The organism is Niabella digestorum (assembly GCF_036409055.1).
GTDB lineage: Bacteria > Bacteroidota > Bacteroidia > Chitinophagales > Chitinophagaceae > Niabella > Niabella composti.
Genome location: NZ_JAZGLY010000002.1, coordinates 381,152 through 404,829, shown reverse-complemented (window position 1 = coordinate 404,829; position 23,678 = coordinate 381,152). Strand labels below are relative to the sequence as shown.

13 protein-coding genes are annotated in these 23,678 nt (G+C 39.0%); 1 reads left to right on the top strand and 12 read right to left on the bottom strand.

Annotated elements, in window-relative coordinates; translation table 11 throughout:
- Position 1 precedes the first annotated feature (1 nt).
- From V2H41_RS04375 to V2H41_RS04360, 4 genes are all read right to left on the bottom strand, one after another.
- Positions 2 to 3,328, bottom strand: a complete 3,327-nt coding sequence (locus tag V2H41_RS04375; protein WP_330973911.1) for a DUF5107 domain-containing protein — start codon at positions 3,326 to 3,328, stop codon at positions 2 to 4.
- A gap of 38 nt (positions 3,329 to 3,366) precedes the next feature.
- Positions 3,367 to 4,707, bottom strand: a complete 1,341-nt coding sequence (locus V2H41_RS04370; RefSeq protein WP_330973910.1) for a sugar porter family MFS transporter — start codon at positions 4,705 to 4,707, stop codon at positions 3,367 to 3,369.
- Positions 4,708 to 4,867: 160 nt separating this feature from the next.
- On the bottom strand, positions 4,868 to 7,633 hold the full coding sequence (locus V2H41_RS04365) for a sugar-binding domain-containing protein (RefSeq protein ID WP_330973909.1): 2,766 nt from the start codon (positions 7,631 to 7,633) through the stop codon (positions 4,868 to 4,870).
- Between the two features lie 14 nt (positions 7,634 to 7,647).
- Entirely contained in the window at positions 7,648 to 10,479 is a 2,832-nt protein-coding gene (locus tag V2H41_RS04360; protein ID WP_330973908.1) for a sugar-binding domain-containing protein, read from the bottom strand.
- Here V2H41_RS04360 and V2H41_RS04355 point away from each other — a divergent pair.
- A complete protein-coding gene (locus tag V2H41_RS04355) occupies positions 10,388 to 10,579 on the top strand; it encodes a hypothetical protein (protein WP_330974106.1) in 192 nt (63 codons plus the stop codon). The two genes, V2H41_RS04360 and V2H41_RS04355, sit on opposite strands and share 92 nt — an antisense overlap.
- A 32-nt stretch (positions 10,580 to 10,611) precedes the next feature.
- Here the strand turns inward: V2H41_RS04355 and V2H41_RS04350 are convergent, their stop codons facing one another.
- The 8 genes from V2H41_RS04350 to V2H41_RS04315 all read right to left on the bottom strand — a co-directional run bounded on the left by V2H41_RS04350 (position 10,612) and on the right by V2H41_RS04315 (position 23,661).
- Positions 10,612 to 11,808 carry a glucuronyl hydrolase gene (locus V2H41_RS04350; protein WP_330973907.1) on the bottom strand — a complete coding sequence of 399 codons (1,197 nt, stop codon included), beginning with the start codon at positions 11,806 to 11,808 and terminating at the stop codon, positions 10,612 to 10,614.
- A gap of 21 nt (positions 11,809 to 11,829) precedes the next feature.
- Positions 11,830 to 12,537: an SGNH/GDSL hydrolase family protein gene (locus V2H41_RS04345; RefSeq protein ID WP_330973906.1), complete on the bottom strand. Its 708-nt coding sequence runs from the start codon at positions 12,535 to 12,537 to the stop codon at positions 11,830 to 11,832.
- Between the two features lie 16 nt (positions 12,538 to 12,553).
- A complete protein-coding gene (locus V2H41_RS04340) occupies positions 12,554 to 14,584 on the bottom strand; it encodes a polysaccharide lyase family 8 super-sandwich domain-containing protein (RefSeq protein ID WP_330973905.1) in 2,031 nt (676 codons plus the stop codon).
- A gap of 2 nt (positions 14,585 to 14,586) precedes the next feature.
- The gene (locus V2H41_RS04335) at positions 14,587 to 15,849 is read right to left on the bottom strand and encodes a glucuronyl hydrolase (protein ID WP_330973904.1); all 1,263 of its coding nucleotides are present in this window, start codon (positions 15,847 to 15,849) and stop codon (positions 14,587 to 14,589) included.
- Positions 15,850 to 15,858: 9 nt separating this feature from the next.
- Positions 15,859 to 18,663 carry a sugar-binding domain-containing protein gene (locus tag V2H41_RS04330; protein ID WP_330973903.1) on the bottom strand — a complete coding sequence of 935 codons (2,805 nt, stop codon included), beginning with the start codon at positions 18,661 to 18,663 and terminating at the stop codon, positions 15,859 to 15,861.
- A 5-nt stretch (positions 18,664 to 18,668) separates the two neighbouring features.
- Positions 18,669 to 20,237 (bottom strand): glycoside hydrolase, encoded by a 1,569-nt coding sequence (locus V2H41_RS04325; RefSeq protein ID WP_330973902.1) that lies wholly within the window; start codon positions 20,235 to 20,237, stop codon positions 18,669 to 18,671.
- Between the two features lie 30 nt (positions 20,238 to 20,267).
- On the bottom strand, positions 20,268 to 21,866 hold the full coding sequence (locus V2H41_RS04320; RefSeq protein ID WP_330973901.1) for a hypothetical protein: 1,599 nt from the start codon (positions 21,864 to 21,866) through the stop codon (positions 20,268 to 20,270).
- A 91-nt stretch (positions 21,867 to 21,957) separates the two neighbouring features.
- On the bottom strand, positions 21,958 to 23,661 hold the full coding sequence (locus tag V2H41_RS04315) for a RagB/SusD family nutrient uptake outer membrane protein (protein ID WP_330973900.1): 1,704 nt from the start codon (positions 23,659 to 23,661) through the stop codon (positions 21,958 to 21,960).
- Between the last annotated feature and the right edge of the window lie 17 nt (positions 23,662 to 23,678).

Genomic DNA, 23,678 nt, shown 5'->3' with positions numbered 1-23,678 from the left:
TTTATCTAAGCTCCTTTTGTACCGCTAATGCGAGTTGCTTATGAATGGTAGCTCCCATATGCGCCGCATCCAACGATAAAACCTTATCCAAATATTCGTGAGCCTTACTAAGCTCGTTTAAACCTAAATAACCTAGCCCCATAAGATAATAACAATGAATACGGTTTCTCATATTAAGATCATCATCAAAAATCATTAGATCTGGTAATGACACTGCGAAGAAATCGATTTTTACATCATCATTAATATGTTGTTCTCCATATTCAATCAATCGTCTAAACCTTTGTTCAACCTCTTTGTATTTTTTCAGCTTTAGCAATGCCATGCCCTGATAAAAGATTTTATCAGGTTGCTGATCATTATAAAAAATGGCGGGGGCTGGCTCAGAGAGTCCAATAGATGCCTCTTGCCAATATTTGCGGGCGCCATCGGTATTTCCCTTCGCCTCTTCCACACATCCCAACCAATAATAAATATCATTCTCTTGGGCTCCATACAATTTCCCTTCGCCCAGGTTAGGAGGATAAATAGTAGCCTGCTCCAATAGCTGCTTTGCCAAATCTAGTTGTTCATTGTCTAAAGCCTGTTTAGCCAACTCCACATGAATGACAATATGCTGTTGGGGCGTTTTACCTTCTCCTCCTTCCCAAGGGTGAAAGTTTCGGGATTTCAAGAGCCGACCGGCCTCCTCAAATTGACCTAATAGCGTATGCAATCCTATATACTCAATAAATAAATCATCGCGATCACGTACTTGTTCCGGATATTGATTAAGATAAGAAAGGCGTTCTTTGGGATGTACATTCAACCGTTTTTTCAATTGATCCAGTTCAAACAATATGCGAGAATCGCTAGGATCGGCATCAAATGCCTTCTGAAACAAATGTAATGCCTCTTCTTTCTTGTTGAACTTATTATAATATGCAATCCCCAAGTTGCGATTAGCTGTTGGGAAATCAGGATTGATGCTCAACGAACGCTCCCAGCAACCGCGCGCAAGATCATACAGACGTTTCCCATAGTAATAGTTGCCTAAATAATACAAAGCCTTATAATCTTCCGGATTTCTCTCCACTGCACTATTTAAAACAGCAATATCTTCAATACGATTAGGAAATACTCCATCAGGGCTTAATTCGAAGGCTTTACCCAACCACTGCCTACCTTCTTGCTCATTGGAAAGAAGGTAGTAGAAGTAAGACAAATAATAACAAATCAAAGGATCCGAAATATTACCCGCCATTAAAGAGAGAAACGCAATAGCATCTTCATACAAACCTGCATCAGCATATTGCAGAGCAATTTCAATATATGAATAGCTTCTATCACGCATCAATGTACGTAGTTGCTGCAATTCGCTTACTGCCGAAGATTCCTTACCATTTTGACGTAGCAACAAACAGAGCTCAAACCGTGCAGCAAAATCAAAAACATCCAATTCTAAACTTTCCTTCAGTAGCTCTTCAGCTTTTGCTATTTCGTTCATATTTCGCAGAGCAACTGCCTTGATATGTCTCGCCTTATGGCTTTTATAATTTCTGAGAATAGATTTATCAGCATGCTCCACACAAGTTTGCCAATATCTTTCTTTAGCACTGAGGTACGCCAATTGAAGGTATGCATTATCCTGCATGGCTGCATTCCAGGTGCTTTTATAAAACCATTCCTTTGCCTCCTTCAGCTTACCCAAATACTTATAACAAAGTCCTAAATTATATAAAGGCTCGCCATCGTACGGATTAGGATTTTTGCTTGTCAGTTTATCTACAGCGGCGATCAAGTAAGGCAAAGCTGTATCAAACGCTCCGCGACGCAGGTACCAAAGTCCTAAGGCATTATTACAGCGAATATCTGTAGCATCTCGCTTTAAAGCTTCCTGATAATAATCCAAAGGAGAATAAGTAGCATGCCTATACTGCTCCAGATGCAAGCCAGACAGGTAAAGCTCTTCTAATGTATCAATAGCTTCGGGTTCAGGTATAGGTTTTGCCGGATCAGGTATTGCTTCGGTATTTCGCTTAACCGGTTTATAAGAAATCAACACATTATCTTTATCATCCAATACTTCTACAAAAAGTCGGGTTTCCTCTATGGATGGGTCAAGCGAAAGATGCTTCTCAAAACTACTATGAGGCGACAGCATTACATGTTCTGCAAACAACATCTTATCATCCAGATGTAAACGAACAGTGATTGGTCTTTCTTGAGTTACATACACTTTTACATCAACCGCACCCTTATCACATTCCAGATTCACCATAGCATCGATCGATGCATTTTTTACGTACCCAATATTTTTATACGGCATGAAGTACTGCTTAAACTCTCTCACCTCATTAGGCATAATCCAGCTAAAATCAGGCTGATTGTCGGTATATACACCGCACATCAACTCAAAGTAAGGACCATCTTCGTCAGTAAGCTGACGATCCCAGGCTTTACCAAACTCCCCGCAGCCCCAAGTCCATTGCTTCTTACCCGGGCTAATGTAATGATTAGCTACGTGCATAATACCAGCCTTCTTCTTATGATGATATCCCCCTACAAAATCAAATGCACTATTCACTGCCATATATGAAGTAGGAACCGGTATGTTGGTATAAATAGAGATATCGGTTCCCGGAGAATAATCCACCTTGTAATACGTACCCGTAGCAATAGGAAAGGAACTTACATCGCGTTTACCATGATCATACACCGCATTTACATCTGGTGGAAACACACTTTGATAGTGTTCATCAACGGATACAGCAGGATTTGCCCACCACAAAAAGGTTTGAGGAAAAGGAGTACGATTATAAATTTTCGCTTCTAGTTCTATGTAAGCTTTATCCGGATATAAAGTAAATCCCAAAGCACACTTAGTTCCAAACATCCTTTCGTATTCATTCACCCATATCGTCTTACTTCCATCTTTATTGTCTACAATCGTAAAATCAGTAGCATCAAAAGTAGTAGGCCTATGATGCTGTGGCCAATTAAACTCAATTCCCCCACTAATCCAAGGGCCTAATAAGCCTACCAATGCAGGCTTAATGACGCGATTATGATAAACGAAGTGATAGTCATTGGTTTTATCATAAGCCATTTGGATACGTCCTCCTAATTCGGGCAATATCATTACTTTCAAATACTCATTTTCAATAAACAAACCAATCCATTGTTTATCTTCTTTTTCATCATATACTTTGTCAATAACCTGATAAGGATACACTACTCCACTACTCCCCTGATAAACGCGCTTCTCCAGAAACATAGGATTCTTATCAGGAGCTCCAATCTTGTACGTAGGAATAGTCACTAACTCCTGCCAAGCTTTTACTTCCATAACAACTTATTTGAACTATTAAAATGAACAATCAAAAATCAATGCCCGGCATAAACGGCATCCATATCTTCCAGAGATTTACCCTTAGTTTCCTTGACACGAATCCACACAAACAGTGCTCCCAGAAGGCAAATAACACTATAGATATAAAAAGGTGTATAAGTACCCATATTCTTAGAAAGAATAGGAAATGTAAAAGTGAGCACAGCATATGAGAGCCATAATGCTAATACAGCAATCGAAGTAGCAGCGGCCCTTACTTTATTAGGAAAAACTTCTGCTATCAATACCCAAGTTACTGGTGCCAATGTCATTGCATATACTCCTATGGCCGCCAGTAATGTCCATGATGCCGTAGCTGATCTACTTTGCAACAATAATGCACTGATTACATATAAAACCGTAAGTCCTAATGATCCAAATGACATGAGAGGCTTACGGCCCAGTTTATCCACCTGCCACATTGCAATCAGGGTAAAAATCATATTTACCAAACCGATAAATACAGTCTGCTTGAGTTGGTCATCTTGGGTAAATCCCACACTCTCAAAAATGCTAGAGGTGTAATTAAAGACTACATTAATTCCACAGAGTTGCTGAAATACAGCTAAAACTATCCCTACCATAACGGCTGGCCATACCGCTTTACGGAAAATAGCGCCATAATCAATTCGGGTGTCTGTATTAACTGAATTCCTAATCTGCGTTACGGTACTCAAAATCTCATTTTCAGGATATCCGATTTTATTTAAGATAGCTTTTGCACGATCAAACATTTGGGCTTTCACTAGCCAGCGTGGGCTTTCAGGCAACCACAATACACCTATTAAGAATAATGCAGAAGGCACTGCACCTAACCCCACCATCCACCGCCAAGCATCTTCCCCAACATTTCGCAAAGAATAGTTTACCAAATTGGTTACAAAAATGCCTATAACAATGGTCAATTGATTTATAGCTACCATTCTGCCTCTTATAGTTGCCGGAGCAATTTCCGCTATATACATAGGAGATAAAACAGAAGCCATCCCTACGCCAATCCCCGCTGCAAATCGAGAAAAAACAAACAGGGCACTACTATTAGAAAAGGTCATACATAATGAGGATATAAAAAATATACTAGCAGCCAGTAAAAGTCCTTTTTTACGTCCAAACCGATCCGATATACTTCCGGCTATAATACATCCTAGCATACACCCTAAAGCCAAAGATGCAGTTGCAAATCCTTCTTGTACCTCATCAAATCCAAACTGAATCTTCAGAAACGGCAATGCGCCAGCAATTACGGCAAAATCAAAACCGAACAGATATCCCCCCAGTGCCGATATAAAAGCAATTCTGACAATATATGCCGTGTTGTATTGAACTTTCTTCATCATGATGGCAATTTTATAGCAAGCAAAACTCAATATTCATAATCAATTATTCCTTTTCTATGTGTAGCCTCTTATGCAAATTTGGTAAGAATAAAAGGTCAAAAAAATGGAGCGTTTTAGGAAAAAAATGGACTTTATTACATAACAAGCATCCACTCCCACATTACTTTACTAATACCCTTAAATCATCCACTGTTATAGAAACCGAGGGATTGAAGGCCTTACTCTGCATATACTTCTGTAAGCTATAACGTAATTGTCTTGCTGCAGGACGCTCCTCCAATTTATCTGCAATATTTAAGGAAGTCAATAATAGGCTACCCTCTCCCACCTTCGCCTCAATTACATTGGCCATCTTTCTATTCTTAAAGAAATTATCAATTACGCGTACTACGGGAGTTATCTCCGGCAAATTGTCAATAATCATCGTCTTAGATGATGTAATCAGGTCCCACCATTGCCAATCACAATAAAAATCAGTGGGGAAGTATTTAAGTGCAGGATGCTTTGGATTACAGAGGATTCCCATAGTACCTGGCTGGTCGGGGAAATGTACCGGGCTCCAGAATACGGTAGCAAAACGACCTTGCACTCCTTTCAATGTAGAAGTATCCGGATTTAATAAAACTTTCTTCCCTTCTTCCAACATTTTCAAGGCATCACTTACTGAACGCGTAAAAAATACATCAGCATCATTCAACGCTACACTATTGGGATACACCCAAACATTCCACTGATTTTTATATGCAGTGCCTTCAATAGAAAGCTCTATAGAAAGTTGTGTTGCTTCGCTAAGCTGGTTTAAGGGGAAAGATATACGCCCTACCTCATTACCGCTTCCTATATCAATTTTACTGGCGTGCCATTGAGTACGATAGACCACCTTACCATCAGCATTTTTAATAACGCACTGCACTACAGTATTCGTTAATGAGGATGCACTATAGTTAGCGATCTCTGCAAGAGCTTCAAAAATTTCATTATTACTATAAATTGCTTTGGGATAACGAATCAAGGGTACTACAGAAGAACAGTACATTCTGTGACGTTCGGGAGTAATCAATTGCTTGCTATCCCAGAAAGCATCAAGAATACCCACCAGTGCCGTACCCTGCCCAGGAAAATCATGCAAATCCAGCAATTGAAATCCACTAATGCCTTTGGTTTTCAAAGCGCGTTCTATCTCTTCCTTATAAAGGTTAGCAGAAAATATACCACTAGCCAGGGTAAAAGAGTCTGCAAGATGTAGCAATTGCTTCTTTCTTAAATCATGTCTGATGGTTTTAAAATTCAATGGATCTAATACTCCGGTATACTTCTCAATTTCACCTAAGCGGGGATACACAGAATATTGTCCAATTTCATGAGTAATTAAAGGCACCGGCAATCCTTTTACCGCATCGATATAATCCTTTGTAAAGTCAGGAGAGTGTGTATTAAATATCCCCTGACCTCTCACCCAACCGTTTTTGGTATACTGAGTGATAAAGTAATCATCTACAGGTTCAGGCCACCTCCCGTGATCTTTTTGAAATGTAAATGTAGTAGAAGTGTATAAATGACGAGGGTCCTGTTTTTTAAGCTTTGTAACCATCCCTGTCAGCCAGTCAAAATCCCCCTGCAACTCATTCCCCATCGACCACAAACAAAATGATGGGTGGTTTCCGTATTGCTGAATAATACGTTGGGCTTCTTCCTCTAAAAAACGTAATGTTTCGGGGTACTTGCCCACCTCAAGACTCCAGAAGGGCAATTCAATCTGTAAATAAAAGCCCATAGAATCCGCAACCTCAAATGCTGCCTTAGGAGGACACCATGAATGGAAGCGTATATGATTCAAACCATAATTTCTTGCAGTTTGAAATACTTTTAGCCATCCATCTTGAGTCATAGGAGGATAACCTGTTAATGGGAAGATATTACATTCTAGTGTTCCTCGAAGAAATGTGGGTCTTCCATTGACATATATATGCTGAGCATCTTTACTAATAGCTCTCAGTCCAAAATCTGTGGCAAACTCAGTAGCTGTTTGTCTTCCTGACAGCTGCAAGTGGGCCACTACAGTATAAAGTTGGGGATTAAATTCGTCCCACAAAGCAGCTCCATCTCCTAACGATACATTCAATAAATGCTCTGAAGAAGCCTTATTGATTAACACAGATTCACGTTTCGTTGCAATTAATGCCCCGCCCTTCCGATAAACACGAACTGTAAGTATGCCTCTTTGATCAACAGGAAGCGTATTTTTTACCAAGGTATTGACTTCAATAGTTTTTTTCTTGATATCCGAAAAGACCTGCAACGAATGAATATACACTTTCTCTCTAGCCTGTAATTCCAATGCTCCTATTATTCCATTCCAGATGATCTGTGTACCATCGGTATAAGCATGCCCTATATTTTGAAAAGTTATTTCATGCTGCTTACGATTATCAATACGAATTGTAAGAATATGAGTTCCAGGTTTCGCATAATCTGATATATCAAACACATGGGGTGCACTTAAGCTCTCCTCAGATCCAATCTCTTTTCCATCGATCCATACCTGGGTTTTCCATAAAACTCTTTCCAAATACAATTGAATATTCTTTTGCTTCCAGCCAACCGGTATCGTAATTTTTCTAGTATACCAAGCAGGTCCAATATATGCATGCTTCCTAGTAAGCTTAATTAACACCTCCTTATTCATCTGTGTAGTATCCATAGGTATTTTTTCGCCGATACCTGCATCATCTAATGTTCCGGGTAGTAGAATAGGATTACCAAATTTCTCAAGTTTATACCATTCTTCCTTAATACCAACATCTTCTTTATCAAGCTTCACATACCACTGCCCCTGCAAGGAAATAGTTTGCTGGGCGTAAATAAAAGAAGTCAGTAACAAGCAACCGATTATCAGTAAGAAGCTCCTAAACTTTTGACCAATCATAGTTTTTATTTTTGTTATAAGATTGTTTCCAGTTGTTTAATATCGATGGACCAGGTAGGATTAAAGTCCGCACTATCCATGTACTTCAATATGCTATAATAAAGCTGCCGTGCTGCAGGATCATTTTGAAGCTCGTTGAGGGGGGCCATACATACTAGAAGACTCCCTTTTCCTACCCTGACTTCCCAAATAAGCCCCAACTTATGATCCCTATCGATATTATCAATTACTTGAACGAGGGGCCGATAAGCCTTGGGTAAGGTATCCAAAATAAAAGGTCTGGCATTCTTAACTATAGACCACCATTGCCAGCTGGTGTAAAAATCAGTTGGAAAATATTTAAACAAGGGATGTTGTGGATTCGTCAATATACCTAAAGTTCCTGCAGACACAGGCCTTTTATTACGTACTGCTCCTTCCTTAAAGACCTTCCAGTTCCAAAACTCTGATATGTACTGTCCTCCAACACTTTTGCTTTCAATCATATCATGTCTTGGGAATAGTAATACATTACTACCTGCTAGTAATTTTTTCTTTATTTGTTCATCAATACTTTCTGCGATTATTACTGACGGTGGTATATCTAATGATTGGGATGATGGATATACCCACAAGGGATAAGCATTCTGCTGATCTGTATCTAGTATTTTTACTCTAACTTCCAGCTGTGAGGGCTGCCTAATTCCTTTAAGCACAAATGTAATGTCCCCACCAACGTGTATATTGGAATCCTTCCCGGAGAAGATACGAGTTGTATCAGTTGCCAGTACCCTTTTCTTTTCATCGACGATCAGCCATTGAATCTTTTTATTGATTACATTTTGAGGACTAAAGTTTATTACTTGAATTCTCGCCCTAAACAATTCATCATTCGTCCATACAAAGCGATCCATACAAACTTGCAGCGTAATATCATTACAAGACTGCCTAAAAACAGATGGTTCAATAAGACCTTTAGACTCCATAAAAGCATCTAACAGGCCTACAAGAGCAGTTCCCTGACCGGGAAAATCCTGCAGATCTAGCAGTTGAAAACCTGCAAGTCCCGGAGTTGCCAAGGCCATTTCAACTTCTCTGCGATAAAGCTGTGCAGTTAACATTCCTGAGGCCTTGAAAAATGAGTCAGCCTGATTAAGCATTCCGGCCTTTTGTAGTCTTTCTTTAAATATTTGCATATTTAAAGGCTTAAGCACTCCCGTATATTTTGGAATCTCTGCATAATTTGGATACACCTGATATTGCCCCATTTCGTGGGAGATTATGGGTAAATGCCAACCTTTTATAGCCTCCGAAAAGTTTCGGGTAGTATTCGGATACTGATGATTCAAAATCCCACTATTCAAATCCTCGGTAGTAGCAAAAGAGCCACGAACATCAAATAAACCATTATCGGTTTCCTTCCCAGTTCGCATTGTTGTCCAAAAATCATCATATTGTCCTGGATGAGGATTATTATAAAAAGCATTCGTACCAAAAGCGTATAACCTCCTCCCACCATCATAATGCTTCAATGCCGAAACCAATCGATTATGCACAATTTCATCTCCTGCAAGTTCATTACCCAAACTAAGCATTACAAAAGAGGGATGATTTCCATAAGCATCAATTATAGCCTTACCTTCATTTAATTGATACTTTGCGAACAGTGTATCTCCTTCTTTAAAATCGGACCAATTCGGCAATTCGGCATGAATATAAATCCCCTCTATATCTGCAGCCTCAAAAGCCGCTTTTGGAGGTGTGTAAGAGTGAAATCTGTAATGGTTTATCCCATAAGACTTTGCAATTCGATAAATACGCTGCCATTCCTCAACAGTTGTTGGAGGAAAGCCTGTTAGAGGGAATACACAACTTTCATTTTTACCACGCAAAAAAGTTACAATATCATTAATCGCGAATCGAGTGCCTTTTGCTTTAAAACTTCTGAAACCTGTGATAATAGATACTTCATCCAGCACCACACCACCTTTTAATAATGATATTGACAATCGATATAATGCCGGATTATATTCACTCCACAGCTGAACATTATTATCTAAAGAATATACGATTTCGCAAATCGAATCGGTAGAAGCATTATCTAAATCGTACGATACTGTCTGAAAGTTCCCAATTGTATTTTTAAACGGATATAATGAAACTTGGAGTTTGTTTGCCTTTGAAAAAGCTGCGGGCGGTCCAATAACCTTGATAAATGCTTTTCGGGAATTTATATCTGTATAGACTTTTACTCCCTCTATCCTCTCCTTGTTGACTGCTTCCAAGTATATGGCACCTATAATACCATTCCAATTAGTTTGCGTATGCTCACTTATAGCATGAGATCCCCCTACATGCACTAGCTTAGGGTTATTATTTACACAGATTGTTATTGTATGCCAACCCGGAGCCAGATAATCCGGAAATTTAAATGATTGTGGTGCCGATAAAATACTGCTTGAGCCCACAAGTACATCATCTATCCATACGGAAGTAACCTTAGTGCGCTCTAGATATAAATAAATGTCTTTTCCTCTCCATGATTCCGGAATATGAATACGACGTTGATACCATGCAGCTCCCGTGTATTGCGATAAGCTATTTAAATGAGATGTAGTTGCTTGCTGGAATGGTATACCTTTTCCCCATAACGCCATCGTTCCAGGCAAGGAAACCGTTTCGGAAAATATACTATCCATCCAACAATTTTGCACCCCTATACCAGATGAATCTATTCTAAATCCCCATGCACCATGCAAGCTAATGCGCTGCCGTATGGTAGTATTTTCTTCCACAGCCCAAGAGCTCACAGTACACAAGTATTGCAAGCCAATCAATAATGTATATCTGATAAAGAAATTCAGCATTTCGTATGTAGCTAGAGGAACTTTTGCACAAAAGCGCCCGGCAGTTACCTATCATCATTTACTCTTCAAACCTACTTCGGAAAACAACAAAAGAGAATAGCTAATTTTTCGAAAAAGATAGATTTTATTACGTTACTGCTTTTTCAATCTCATAAATCGGGTCAAAGCCTCAATGTAATAGTAATCTGCATAAATTAACGGTACATCTATATCTGCATTTCTAGGGTAGTTTCCTACTCCATGCTTTAAGATAAAACCTCCATTAGTACCAATAGAAGCCCTATACTCGGCTGATGACAGTGTCTTCAATATCTCTGAAGCTACTTTAAGATAACGCTTCCCATCCTTATTATCCACATAGCCAGAAAGCTCAATTAATGCGGAGGCGATAATAGCACCAGCGGATGCATCACGCGGCTCTAAGGGAATTTTGGGAGCATTAAAATCCCAATAAGGAACTTTATCTTTAGGCAAGTTGGGGTGATTCAATAGAAAATCTGCGATGCCCTTGGCTTGTTTTAAATAAAGCACATCTTTGGTTCCTCGATACATTAAAGTATATCCATATAATCCCCACGCTTGACCTCTTGCCCAAGCAGATTCATCAAATGCGCCTTGCACTGTTTGTTTCTTTTGCACATTTCCGGTATGAGGATCATAAATCACTAAGTGATAGGAACTAAAATCAGGTCGAAAGTGATGCCGAAGTGTAGTATTAGCATGGGTTACTGCTATCTTATAATAGCTAGAGTCTCCTGAAATTTGAGTAGCAGCCAATAATAATTCTAGATTAACCATATTATCAATGATCACCATAAAACGTCCAGGATCTGAATCCCAAGAACGAATACAACCTACCTTTTCATTAAAACGGCTGGCTAGTGATGCAGCACTATTCAGAATTATTTCTTTATAAGAAGATTGTGGCGATAAACGATCTGCATTACCAAAAGAGCAATACATCATAAAGCCTAAGTCATGCGTAGTCTTATTGTATTGCTCCTTTTCAAGAATTTTCATCTTTCGCAAAGCTTCATGATACAAAATGCTATCGCCGGTATACTCATACAGATACAATAATCCGCCGGGATAGAAGCCTCCCACCCATGGCTCCGAACCACTTGTAGTCAACCGATCTTCCTTTTCTTTCCAGCTAACAGGAAAACGATCGGCTTCTAGTCGTTGCATCATAAACCTATATTGCTGCGCAGACTCCTTTAAACTTTTATCAAATAGTTTAAATACTTTCCTGCTTACTGCGGGGCGCTGCGCTATAATGCTGCTAGTTATTAACAATACATAAGCTAATAGAACAGATATCTTTTTCATTGCAAAGTCTTTAAGTTCAGATTAAAAAAATGAAATAATTTGTTCAGCAATTATTTCATGCCCCTTTTGATTAGGATGATTGCTTTGAGCCATATACTCATTAATATTCTTACCACTCAGTGCCAATTCACGAAATGCAGCATAGCTGTCTACCAAACCAATTTTGTATTTTTCAGCCAATTCTATTAACTGCTTTGTAAACTGTTGCAATACAGCATTGGGACTTCTGATATCTTCCGTTAAATCGGGAGAAGGTGTAAGAAGAATAACTTTAATGTTATGCTTTAAAGCAGTAGCAATCATTTGTTCCATTGCCTTACGAGAGGCCGCTAACCCAATGGCTCTATCATTTAATGCGTAATCAATAAATAAAACATCTGGACGATGAGATAGCACCTCTTTCTTAAAGCGTTTGGCACCTTGTACAGAATTTTCTCCACCGATAGATGTAGTAATACAGTTAATTACCGCATAGGGATAACGTTCTTTCAGTTTTTGCAAGGTCAAAAAGGGATAAGCACTTAACGTATGTACATGGGGTGTTCTAAAATAACCTGTGGGAACCGAATGTCCATGAAATACTAAATTAATAGTTCGATTTTTGGGCCATTGCTTCTGAAACTCTTCCTTAATATCCTTAAGATATACCTTGGAGTCAGCTTGAGACAAAGCTGAGAAACTACTACTTAATACCAGCAAAAATATAGAAACACACAGCCTTAGCATCATTTTATCGCTTTTATTATTAAAGTAAGTTTTCTATTATAATTGTTTTTCCATCTTTAGGAAGTGCTATCGTTTTTGCGTGCCTATGTGTTGTAATCGTCACCGTCGCACCTTTATGCGTAGGATCGCTTATATAAATTTTACCACCTTTGACTAACATTAGACAAGCTTTATCAACATTAATTTTTCCTTTCTTATACGGTACTGTTCCCGCATTATGAAAAGCTGCCATTAATACATTCTTTTTTAAGTGCACGGCCTGGACATTCTCATCATTTGCAATAACACTCCAATGAGGTCGTCTTACTAATTTGTTCACTGCAGCCGTTGAATTAGCTCTAGTCAAAACATATCCTGTCGCATTATTCTCCTTAGAATTATGGTATATAACGGGTGTAAATACTTTTTCTGTAATGACAGTTTTAGATTCTGCTCTATTAATATCATGCCAGCTTCCTGTAACTGATTTTAACTGAATTTCCATATCAGAAGACTCAAGAAGGATATATGCAAAACCGTTATGATAAACCCACGATACACCATGAAGCACATGTGTCCCCTCAGACAATTCAATACTGTTGAGGTCGGTAGCAATACTACCATGCCATCTACACTGATCTATTGCTGTATATATACGCCCAGGAATTTGCTCATCTTTTATGCCAGCTATAAGACAAATAATGAAATCCTCGTAACACACCCATAGCTTCTTCGCCGATAATTTTTGCCTCCCTATACTGTCTTTAATTACATAATCCATTACAGATACCCCACTCACCCCATCGCTAACGCTTCCTACAAATTCTTTACGCTCTATAGCATGAGCTCCTTGAAACGCAGTAATGCCAGGAAGCCTATTCCAATCCCATACAGGCATTAAGTCCGTATACTCTTCTCCTGTTCTAATCAAGTAAGCATCACCGCTATTCAGGAGTTTTCCTTTTAGGTTCTCACGATTAATAGACTCTGTAGGTAATGTACGTGTTGAAATAGTTTTCAGGAAAAAGCTAAATTCGGGTCTATGATATGCTGCAAAATCGGAAAATGGGTAATAACGGAATCCTTTCAGCGAACGACTTTGGTTCATCACGGCATTCATTTCCATCAATTCCCTTTTTCTTTCTGGACTCACTGCTACAATAAAAGGGATAAGAGGCCTGATATCAGCAGCTCTCAATTCTCCTTTTCTTGATGAAGAACGATCCATTGTGCCAGGAACCGTATATATTCCTCTGGCCATCCATTGCCAACCACTCAACACAACCTCTGTTAATATCTGTACTTTCTCATCAGGAAAAGCAAGACTAGTACCTCGCAACTGCCAGGCTATCCGTAGACTTTCCCAGATATAAGCCTTGCCATATTGGTACATCTGCAGTCTCGCACCATGTTGTTGAAAACTGTAATCGGGTTGTATTCCTTCTCCTCTTCCAATCTTGACTTCTTTGACTATGAGGTCTCTACAACGCTGCATCAGCTGTAAATCATCAGTGAGTGCTGCATAATGCAAGCCAAGATCAGCACACCAAATTAGGTTACCGGCTAGATAATGATCATTCACTTGGAGCTGTGCCATAACCGACAATGCTTTTTGCCATCTATTATCATCTAAATAATGGCGAAGCAGGATAATAATATCTCGCATATAACGCGGCACCCCAATTTGGTTATGCCACCAGTTTGAGCTTTGATAGCGTTTCTCAATCCAGTGATCTATAGCCTTTTCGATAGACCGTAATAAAGAAATATCTTGATAAAGTGCATTATTAGGTTTAGTAAATAAAGTAGCCATCGCCTGCAGTCTTTTCAAATGCTCAGACACATTCCAAGCCGCAGGTTCTGTATCCTGATAGTTAATATCCGACCACGTCCCATCCGGTCTTATAGAGTTATGCAACTTTTGTACATATGCAATATCTGTAGTATCTATCTGTAATAAATAACTACGATATCTATTGATAATAGTATCGCTTTGCCCATAACCAGAGAAGGCAAAAAGCAAGCTAAATAATATCAGAATGACATATATTGAAAAAAAACACCGTCTCATAATCATCTTATCTTTAATTGAGCATAACGCATCAATGCTTCTATATAATAATAATCAGCATAACTCAACGGAACATCAACTTCGACATTTCCCGGAACTCCTCCTGATGCATGTTTTAAAATAAAGCCTCCGTTACTACCAACTGTGGCTCTATAATTTTGAGAAGACAATGAGGTAAGTATCGATTCTGCAGCTTGTTGATATATCAAACTTTTGCGCTTCTCTACATATCCTGACAGCTCTATTAAGGCTGAAGCCGTAATTGCTGCTGCAGAAGCATCTCTCGGTATTTCCTTATAAAGTGAAGGATTATAATTCCATTGAGGATTATACCCTACTTGGCCTACATTGAAATCCCAATAGGGAATTTTATCCAATGGAAGATTTTTATGATTCAGGAAAAAATCCGCCATTTTACAAGCAGTATGGAGAAACCTCCGATCCTTCGTTTCTCTGTACACCATGGTAAACCCGTAAATTCCCCAAGCTTGTCCACGCGACCAAGTAGAATTATCAGCAAATCCCTGCTGCGTTTCACGGCTCTTTACTTTACCGGTATGCTCATCATAATCCACAACGTGGTAACTACTAAAGTCAGGACGCAAATGATTTTTCATTGTGGTTTCAGCATGCTTAATAGCTATCTTTTTAAAAAAAGGATCTCCCGTAGCTTTGGAGGCAAAAAAGAGAAGCTCCAAATTCATCATGTTATCAATAATTACAGGAAACTTCAACATTCTTTTCTTATCAAGCGACAATACACTATCCCAAGATTTTATACATCCTACACGAGGATTAAATCGTGTAGCTAAAGACTTTGCCGACTGTATTAAAACTTCCTTATATCTCGCACTATCCGGGAAAAGACGAAAGGCATTGCCATAACTGCAATACATCATAAAGCCGAGATCATGATGTTCGGTCATGTTTTGCAAATCTTCCATTCTTTGTAATTTCTGATGCGCCGCCTTCCACAACTCCATATCATTTGAAAATTCGTACAGATACAATAATGTACCGGGATAAAAACCAGAAATCCACGCCTTATTACTGACAGTATACACCTTACCATTTTCATATGTCCTGGGCCACTGGTCGGGCTGTAATTGTTGCATCAAATAATGGTATTGTTCAACAGACGTCATTAAGGCGTTTTGTACAATATTCAATACTTCTTTACGAGGTGCATTCCATTGTCCCTTAGCATTCGAAGAACACAGGAAAGTTAATAATACAATAATAGCTTTCATCTGGATACTCACCATCTCAACTTTTTATTTGACAGCTTTGTTTTCAAACAATAAACGTAGATCCTTTAGTTCTACCGATGTCTCCGGATTAAAATCATCACTTGCTACATATTTTTTTAAACTATATAGTAACTGCCTCGCTACAGGTCGTTTAGAAAGATGATGCTTTAGATCAGTATTTACAATTAATAGTTTCCCCTTCCCTACCCTTACTTCAAATACAATTCCTATCTTTTGTGGTTTATTCCAATCGGGGATCAATTGTACAAGCGGTTTAAATCCATAAGGGAAATGATCTAAAACCATAGGCTTGGAATGAGAAACTATATCCCACCATTGCCAATTAGAGTGATACTCTGTAGGGAAATATCTGAGTGCAGGATGACCGGGATCGCATAGAATTCCTAGCAAATTAGGGGGCATGCCCGACCAAACTGTATTCCAGGAAATACCCGAAAAGCCTGGAACAACATCCGTAATTATTCTTGAAGAATCGGAAAGTAATAATACACTACCCCCTTTTTCTAAAAATCGTTCCACCGAAACACCCCACCAGTCAGCTATCATAACCTTTTGCATAGCAACATCAGGTAAACGCGCAGGGTATACCCACACATCCCAATGATTACTGCAATCCGTATTAGCAATACTTACATTGAATCTCATTTGTACAGCCTGCTCAATATCGGAGAGCGGTACTTTAATCTCTCCTAATGTAAAAGGACTACCAATAGGTATATCCATACCCTCAAATGAACCGGATGCATATATTTTACCATCCGGCAGCTCAAATGTCCATTGAATATGTGCAGAGCGGATGACAGCGCTATCATAGTTAGCAATCTGAATAGTACCTTTGAATACCTGATCAGAGGTCCAAGTAAAGGATTCCGTTCTTAATAATAAAACGCTCTTATTTTGAAATCGATTAATTTCTTTTGCGCTTGCAAATGGTTTAGGATCCCAGAAAATATCTACTAATCCTACAGGTGCGGTTCCTTGTCCGGGGAAATCATTCAATTGTAAAAAATGATAACCGGCCATACCTGGAGTACGCAAATAAGACTCAATTTCTTCCTTATTTTGAATTACTTTAAACTTCCCCGAAGCCATCATAAAGTCTCGAGCCTGATCAAGCATATGCTTATCACGCAGAAGTTCTCTGAATAATTCATAATTATACGGTTTTAATACTCCGGTATATTTTTCTATTTCCTCAAAATTGGGATAAGAACACCATTGTCCCACTTCATGTGTAATAATAGGTATAGGATGCTTGGCTACATAGTCTGAGTAATCATACAGCGTATTTAATGCTTGCTTATTAAACCTGCTATTTAGTCCCTCTTTCCAACGATGTGGCCGAGGTCCATACAGAACATGATAATCATTTTCATCCACTAAAGGGTATGCTGCACTACCGGTATAAAGACGGCGAGAATCAATGGCTTTCCAATGAGAAACCTGCTCCGACAAAAACTCTTTTACTTTAGGGCCTACCAGCTCGTTGCCCTCGCAAAACATGATAAACGAGGGGTGATTACCATAAGTTCTTAAAATATCTTCAGACTCTTTTCTCAAAAAGGTATTTACCAAGCTATCTTTTCCTACAGTAAACCGCCAATCAGCATTTTCAACTTGCAAATAAACACCTAACTCATCAGCGGCCTCAAAAGCAGCATTAGGAGGACACCATGTATGAAAGCGCATTGCATTCAACCCGTAGTCTTTGCAGGTTTTGAAAATACGCATCCATGCCTCTTTATCCATGGGAGGATAACCGGTTATTGGGAACTCTGCACAATTAACAGTTCCTCTAATAAAAAGAGGCTTCCCATTTAATTCTAATCTTGTCCCGCTAGTTCTTATAGAACGAACTCCAAATTTCACTTCATAATTATCACTAAACTTGCTATTCGCAGCAACAGCATGCAGATTTAACTGTAAACGATAAAGAGCTGGTAAGAACTCATCCCATGTTTGAACACGCTCTCCTAACGAAACCGTTACATCCAGAATCATCAAGGAATCCTTACCCCCAAAAGATATATGGGATATGGGAATCTTTATTGGCGAATCCACATTAATAGTTTCTCCACTAATTTGTAAACCACCTTGTATATTTTGTGTAGTTGTATTTAGAATATTTATATGCAGCTTCGCTTCCTTTCTAGCTAGATCAGGATACACTTGCACATCCCTTATACTCACCTTATCAAAAGCATTCAGCATTATTTGTCCGATAATGCCATTCCAATTAGTTTGTGTTTCTTCACTGATGGCATGGGCATATTCAATATTATATATTCTATCATTATCTACTTTCAATAGTATCTTATTGTTTGTTCCTATTTTTAATAATGGAGTAATAAGATATCGGTGTGGTGTAGATAAGCTTTCTCGCTTCCCTGCATGCTTGCCATTCACCCACAATTCGGTTAACCAATGAGTCCGTTCCAGAAACAATTCAATCTCTTTATCTTTCCAGTTTTCAGGAATAAAGACTTCCTTTTCATACCATGCAACTCCTTTATACTCATAAGGTCGTGTAAGTCTTAAAGAAGTAATAGTTTGCGTTTTATACCCTTTGTGATTTTGGTCTGTTGAACCTGGCAGTATAACAGTTTCGGCAAGAGAAGGTAATAGTTGTACTCCATTGGCACTGATTCCGGCTTCAAATGGATCCATTTTAAACTTCCAGATCCCAGCCAGTGAAACAGATGCTTTACCAGTCGTAGTGTGCTGAGCATTTACAAAGTAAGAAATGCCCATAAGGAATATCAGACTAACAAATAGTATTCTTATTTGAGCTATTAAATACATAAGCATACACACTAAGAGTAAGTTCCAACTATCGTTACTACCGATTTAGAGGGGATAACCACTTCATCAGAAACTCCATTTGATCTTTTGAGATCTTTATTATAATCCGTAGTATATAAATCAATATTTTGTTCCACACCTTGAATTTTTATTACCTGTTCTTCACTCCTCGTATTCACAGCAACCAAAACAACTCTTCGAGATGTTACTTCTTTGTATGCTGAAATCCAGAAACCTGCACTTGGCTTATCAGCCACATCCAGATGTATCCTTTTCATCCCCGGCCTAATAAAACGGGAGAAATTCCCGAACGCCCATAACTGTTTCGATGTAGACACCTTACCATCATTTTTACAATCTGCGATATTGATATTACCAGAAGGTGCATTGATATAAACCAACGCATCACTATAATCATAAGGGCTCATAGCCAACCACCACTGCCAAGAGTTGACATTAGCTATAGTTAGATCATGATGAATAACCTTAGCCACATATAATCCATAATCAATACCGATATTTCGGGGAGCGCCTTTGAACTGATTGCAAATATTACCTAATATACCAAATTCTGTTTGCCATACATCTAATGAAGGAGCTACCTCATTAATCTTCTCCCGTACAGCAGTTCTTACCTTCACTAGCTCATTATCTGGACAAGTAGTAAAGTAACTGTGAGCTGTGATTGTTGGAGTTATTTGTGAAAGGTCTCCAATATATAATGGAGATTTTTTTGAAAAAAACACCTCGATTTGATTGCCTCTGTTACCCTCGTTTCTTTCGTACAAAAAGTTCCATTGCCCGGCCTCAGCAATAATAATCTTGGTATGCTCTTGTTGCATTCGCTTATCTAACTCTCTCACTAATGCCACTACCTCAGCATTAGTAGCCTGAGTTCCTTCCTGGCTGCCACCTGTCGCATTACCCCATTGCCATTGAGGCTCGTTTACAGGGCTCAAATAATCAAATTGGAAATATCGCGCTACGGAAGCCAAAAAATCAGCATAGGCGCCCATCTTACCAGGCTGAATATTCAAATTAGGCTGATCAGTTCCATTATAGGCCTTACCATTCTTTGTCATAAAGACGGGTGGCGTAAGAGAAAAACCTAACGTATATAAAACACCTCTCTTTTTTGCAGCTTGCAGAAACCATTGTTGTCCTTTCTGTTTATTCCAGTCGTAATTACCATCTGCATCTAAAAAGCACTCCTCTCTTCTCCACTCATCAGTAATATTACTGGAAACTCCTTGTTCATAGCTTCCACCACCAATATTAAATCGCCATAAAGATAATCCAATACCTTTAGGACTACCATCGTCCAAAGTATCCATGCTAAAGAGAAGATCAGCTATATAATCTTTCTTTTGCTGATCATTCCACTCCCCAACAAACTTCGCAGTCCAGCAATCAGAAGCTCCAAAACTGTGAATAGTCTGCATTTCCCTGGAGGGAACTACATTCACAATAATTTTATGATTAAGCGAATCATCATTTATTTCCTTACTTAATTTATCGCATGCTAAATGAAAGGAAGCTGTTATTATCATCGCCAGCAACCCCAGTTTCTTATTTTTCAACCTACTTTCGTTTAATGATTAACAAAGGCATTAGGGCCCAATTCGAACCAATCTCAGCCGATTAAGAATTAAATCATAGGAAGCTTCATATGTTCCAGCAGGAGACGTAGAAAAGCCCCAGTTTGCTCCACCTGAACTTGCCCCTACGGGACCAATAATTGTAACAGGATCTCCATAATCGTCGACCATCGCAGCACGGGCAGCAATTAAACGAAACCATCCTTTATTCCATACATCATCACCCGTAACAGCCAATGGTGCATTTAAACTCATATTGGAAGAACTACCTATTGTTTTAAAAGTGCCCTTAAATAAATATTTATTCTGACTATCCCGCATCAATTTAGGAGAAGTGGCTACTTCTGTCCAACCACCTGCGCCACCATCGACTGTAGAACCTGTCACAGACATATATTCCCACGGAGCGCTATCTGACCAACCAGGATATTTTATAGGATCTACAGGCAAGGTGGGGTTATATCGAGTAGCAGTAATAGTACGCTGAGACATATCCACCGTTATGTGATAATAACCCGGATCGTCCGAAGGCAAGCCAAAACTAGCATCATCAAGATTTGTGGTAATTGTTCCTGGCTGACTTTTATGCAATGCGGCGACATTCTCTCCAGTTAAAGAATAATTGATTCCAGCCTGACTGCCTCCGGTATTATTAAATGGTTTATCATTCCCAATAAATGCAATGAATCGAATATTCTTCTCACCTGTATAATAGTAGTCGATCAAAAAAGTATTAGCGCCTTGTTTTTTCATTGAATAAATTGTACCGATGCCTCTACAACCACCATAATGATCATAACCTTGAGCTGTCACTTCATTTTGACTCTTGGCATCAGAAAGATAGAGTCGATCCACTAACCCTACAGAAATAGTGCCTCCCACTGTTTTCTTATTACCGCTAGCGTCTATGGAACGTACAATATACTGATACTGTCCTACTTTACCACCAGGGAGTGAAAAATCTTTTAAGTAATGATACTGACTCTTATCAGCAATATCGGCAAACTCAATAATTTCCGAATGTTCTATGGCCTCTCCATCTACTGCTTCTCCCCATACCTTCACTTCAATCCGTTCTAATTCCTGATCTGTAATATCTGCTTCAATATTTATAGATATAGGCTGGGGAGAAAATCCAAGAAATTTTGTAGTAGTAGGTTTAAGCAACACAATATCTGGAGGAAGTATATCCGGATTGTAACCTGGAATTAAATTCTCTGACGATAAGTCTTCAACGGCAATATTCTTCTTAACTACTCCTCCCTTAGCATTAGTAATAATGAGCTCCAGCACATGCTCTGTTCGGTTTACATCCTTAGACACGTTAAAAGTATCTTTAATAGTATACAAAGCTGGGCCGTTTAATTCAATTGTTGTATCTAGTCTCCACTCTCCATTCTTTATGCGAATAGAATGAATCCCTTCATTATCGGAAACACTCATATTCACAGCAAGCTTATAATCTGGACCGATCCATAGAAGTTGTGCTTCAGAACTGCTCAATTGTGGCAAAGGTAGTTGTTCACTATCGCCAAATGTTACTACCTTATCGCAGGATACAGCACCAAAAAGTAACAGGATGCAGCCAAAAAGCCAAGGCAATATTTTCATATTTCAATTATTTACTACTTATAATAATTATATAATTTATCCACTAACCTTATCTCACATTAATTGTGGTCGATCGGTAATGAGAGCACAACTACCATTCAGGATTTTGTTGCAAGGCTCCTTTACTTTTTAATACTTCCACTTCAGGTATAGGATATAAATACATCTTATTGTAGAATATGCGATCCTCCGCTTTTACTACCTTATAATCGAAAGTGCCGTCGGATTTTTTTTCAATACGCATGGCCATGATAGGCATATTTTCCGTTATGCTAGCAATTTTCCAACGACGCACATCAAAAAATCTATGCTCTTCGAATGCCAACTCTACTCTCCGTTCGTTACGAATACGCTCCCGCATCTCTTCTTGTGAAAGCCCCGGTGGTAATACAGGCATGGCCACACCCGGACGCTGCCGCACCAAATCCACGGCCATCTTGGCTGTCATAGAATACCCTTGTGTCACTTCAGGTCCATAGGCCTCATTCATAGCTTCCGCATAATTCAGTAACACTTCCGCGTATCTAAATAAAATCCATACATGAACACTGCTAGTATTCTGCTCTAGGTTCAAACTTTCATCAACAAACTTTCTGAGATAATAACCTGTAGTAGTAGCTCTTAGCTTTCCTAAGCCATCAAGCCCCCCTACCCAAGGCTCTACAGGTCTCCCTTTGAACGTAACATTATTGGTTAGGATCGAATATCCCAGTCTGGGATCTCTATTAGCATAAGGATTGGCGGGATCATATCCTGATCCAGGTTCGTTAATCATCATCCCGGTAGTCTTCATTTCATAGGCATCTACAAGGTTTTGTGAAGGAGAAGTACTTCCCTGTCCCCCCTGCGTATATCCAACCGGGTAGTTTAAACGCTCAAACGTGTTAGAGGCTCCGGCCTGTATTGCAAAAATCACCTCTGGATTTCCATCAGCTCCATTACCCAAACGGAATAATCCCTGATAGTTATTATGCAACGCATATCTTCCCAGTTCAATTACTTTATGTGCTGCTTCAGCAGCTGCAGCCCACTTTGATAAATCATTACTAGGATTGTGCAAGGGACTCGCTGCATATAGTAATGTTCGTGCTTTAAGTGCCAGCGCCACGCCCTTTGTAATTCTACCACGCCACTTCTCTGAAGAAAAACCTACCCAAGTGTCTTTTAGTTCAGGAAAAGCTTCATCGCATTCTCTAACAATGTAATTCACGCAAGAATCAAAAGTGCTTCTAGGCTTTTGCGTCAACTCTTCATCTGTATAACTGGTACGATCTACAATAGGTACACCACCATATCTTTTTATTAACTCAAAATAATATAGCGCTCTTAGCACTCTCACCTCAGCACGTAACCAAGCGATATCCTGTACATTGGCTTCGTAAGTAGCTTTATTAGCAGGATCTGTAGTATCGCGATAAATAATTTGTTTATAATCTACTGACTTCTCTAAAAATAAATTGGCCCTACGAATCCCCTGATAAAAGTGCGCCCAGCAATCCTCAGGATTAGACACAGCATTCCATGTACCTGTATTAAATTTGTGAATATCTGCAGTAGGTTCTGCATGATCTGCTTCATCAGAAGCTGAAGCTAACATAGCATTTTGAATACGACTAAAACCAAATCGGTTATACAAAAAAGCATATACCCCGAAGCCAGCCTGTTGTATTCGGTCATAATTCACAAAGACATCCTCTTCCTTGTAATTCGATTCAATCTCCCGATCCAAAAATTTACTACAACCTGCAAGCGTTGCTATCATTAAAAGGCCGCAGATTATTTTTATATATTTCATCGGTCTACTTTTTATTA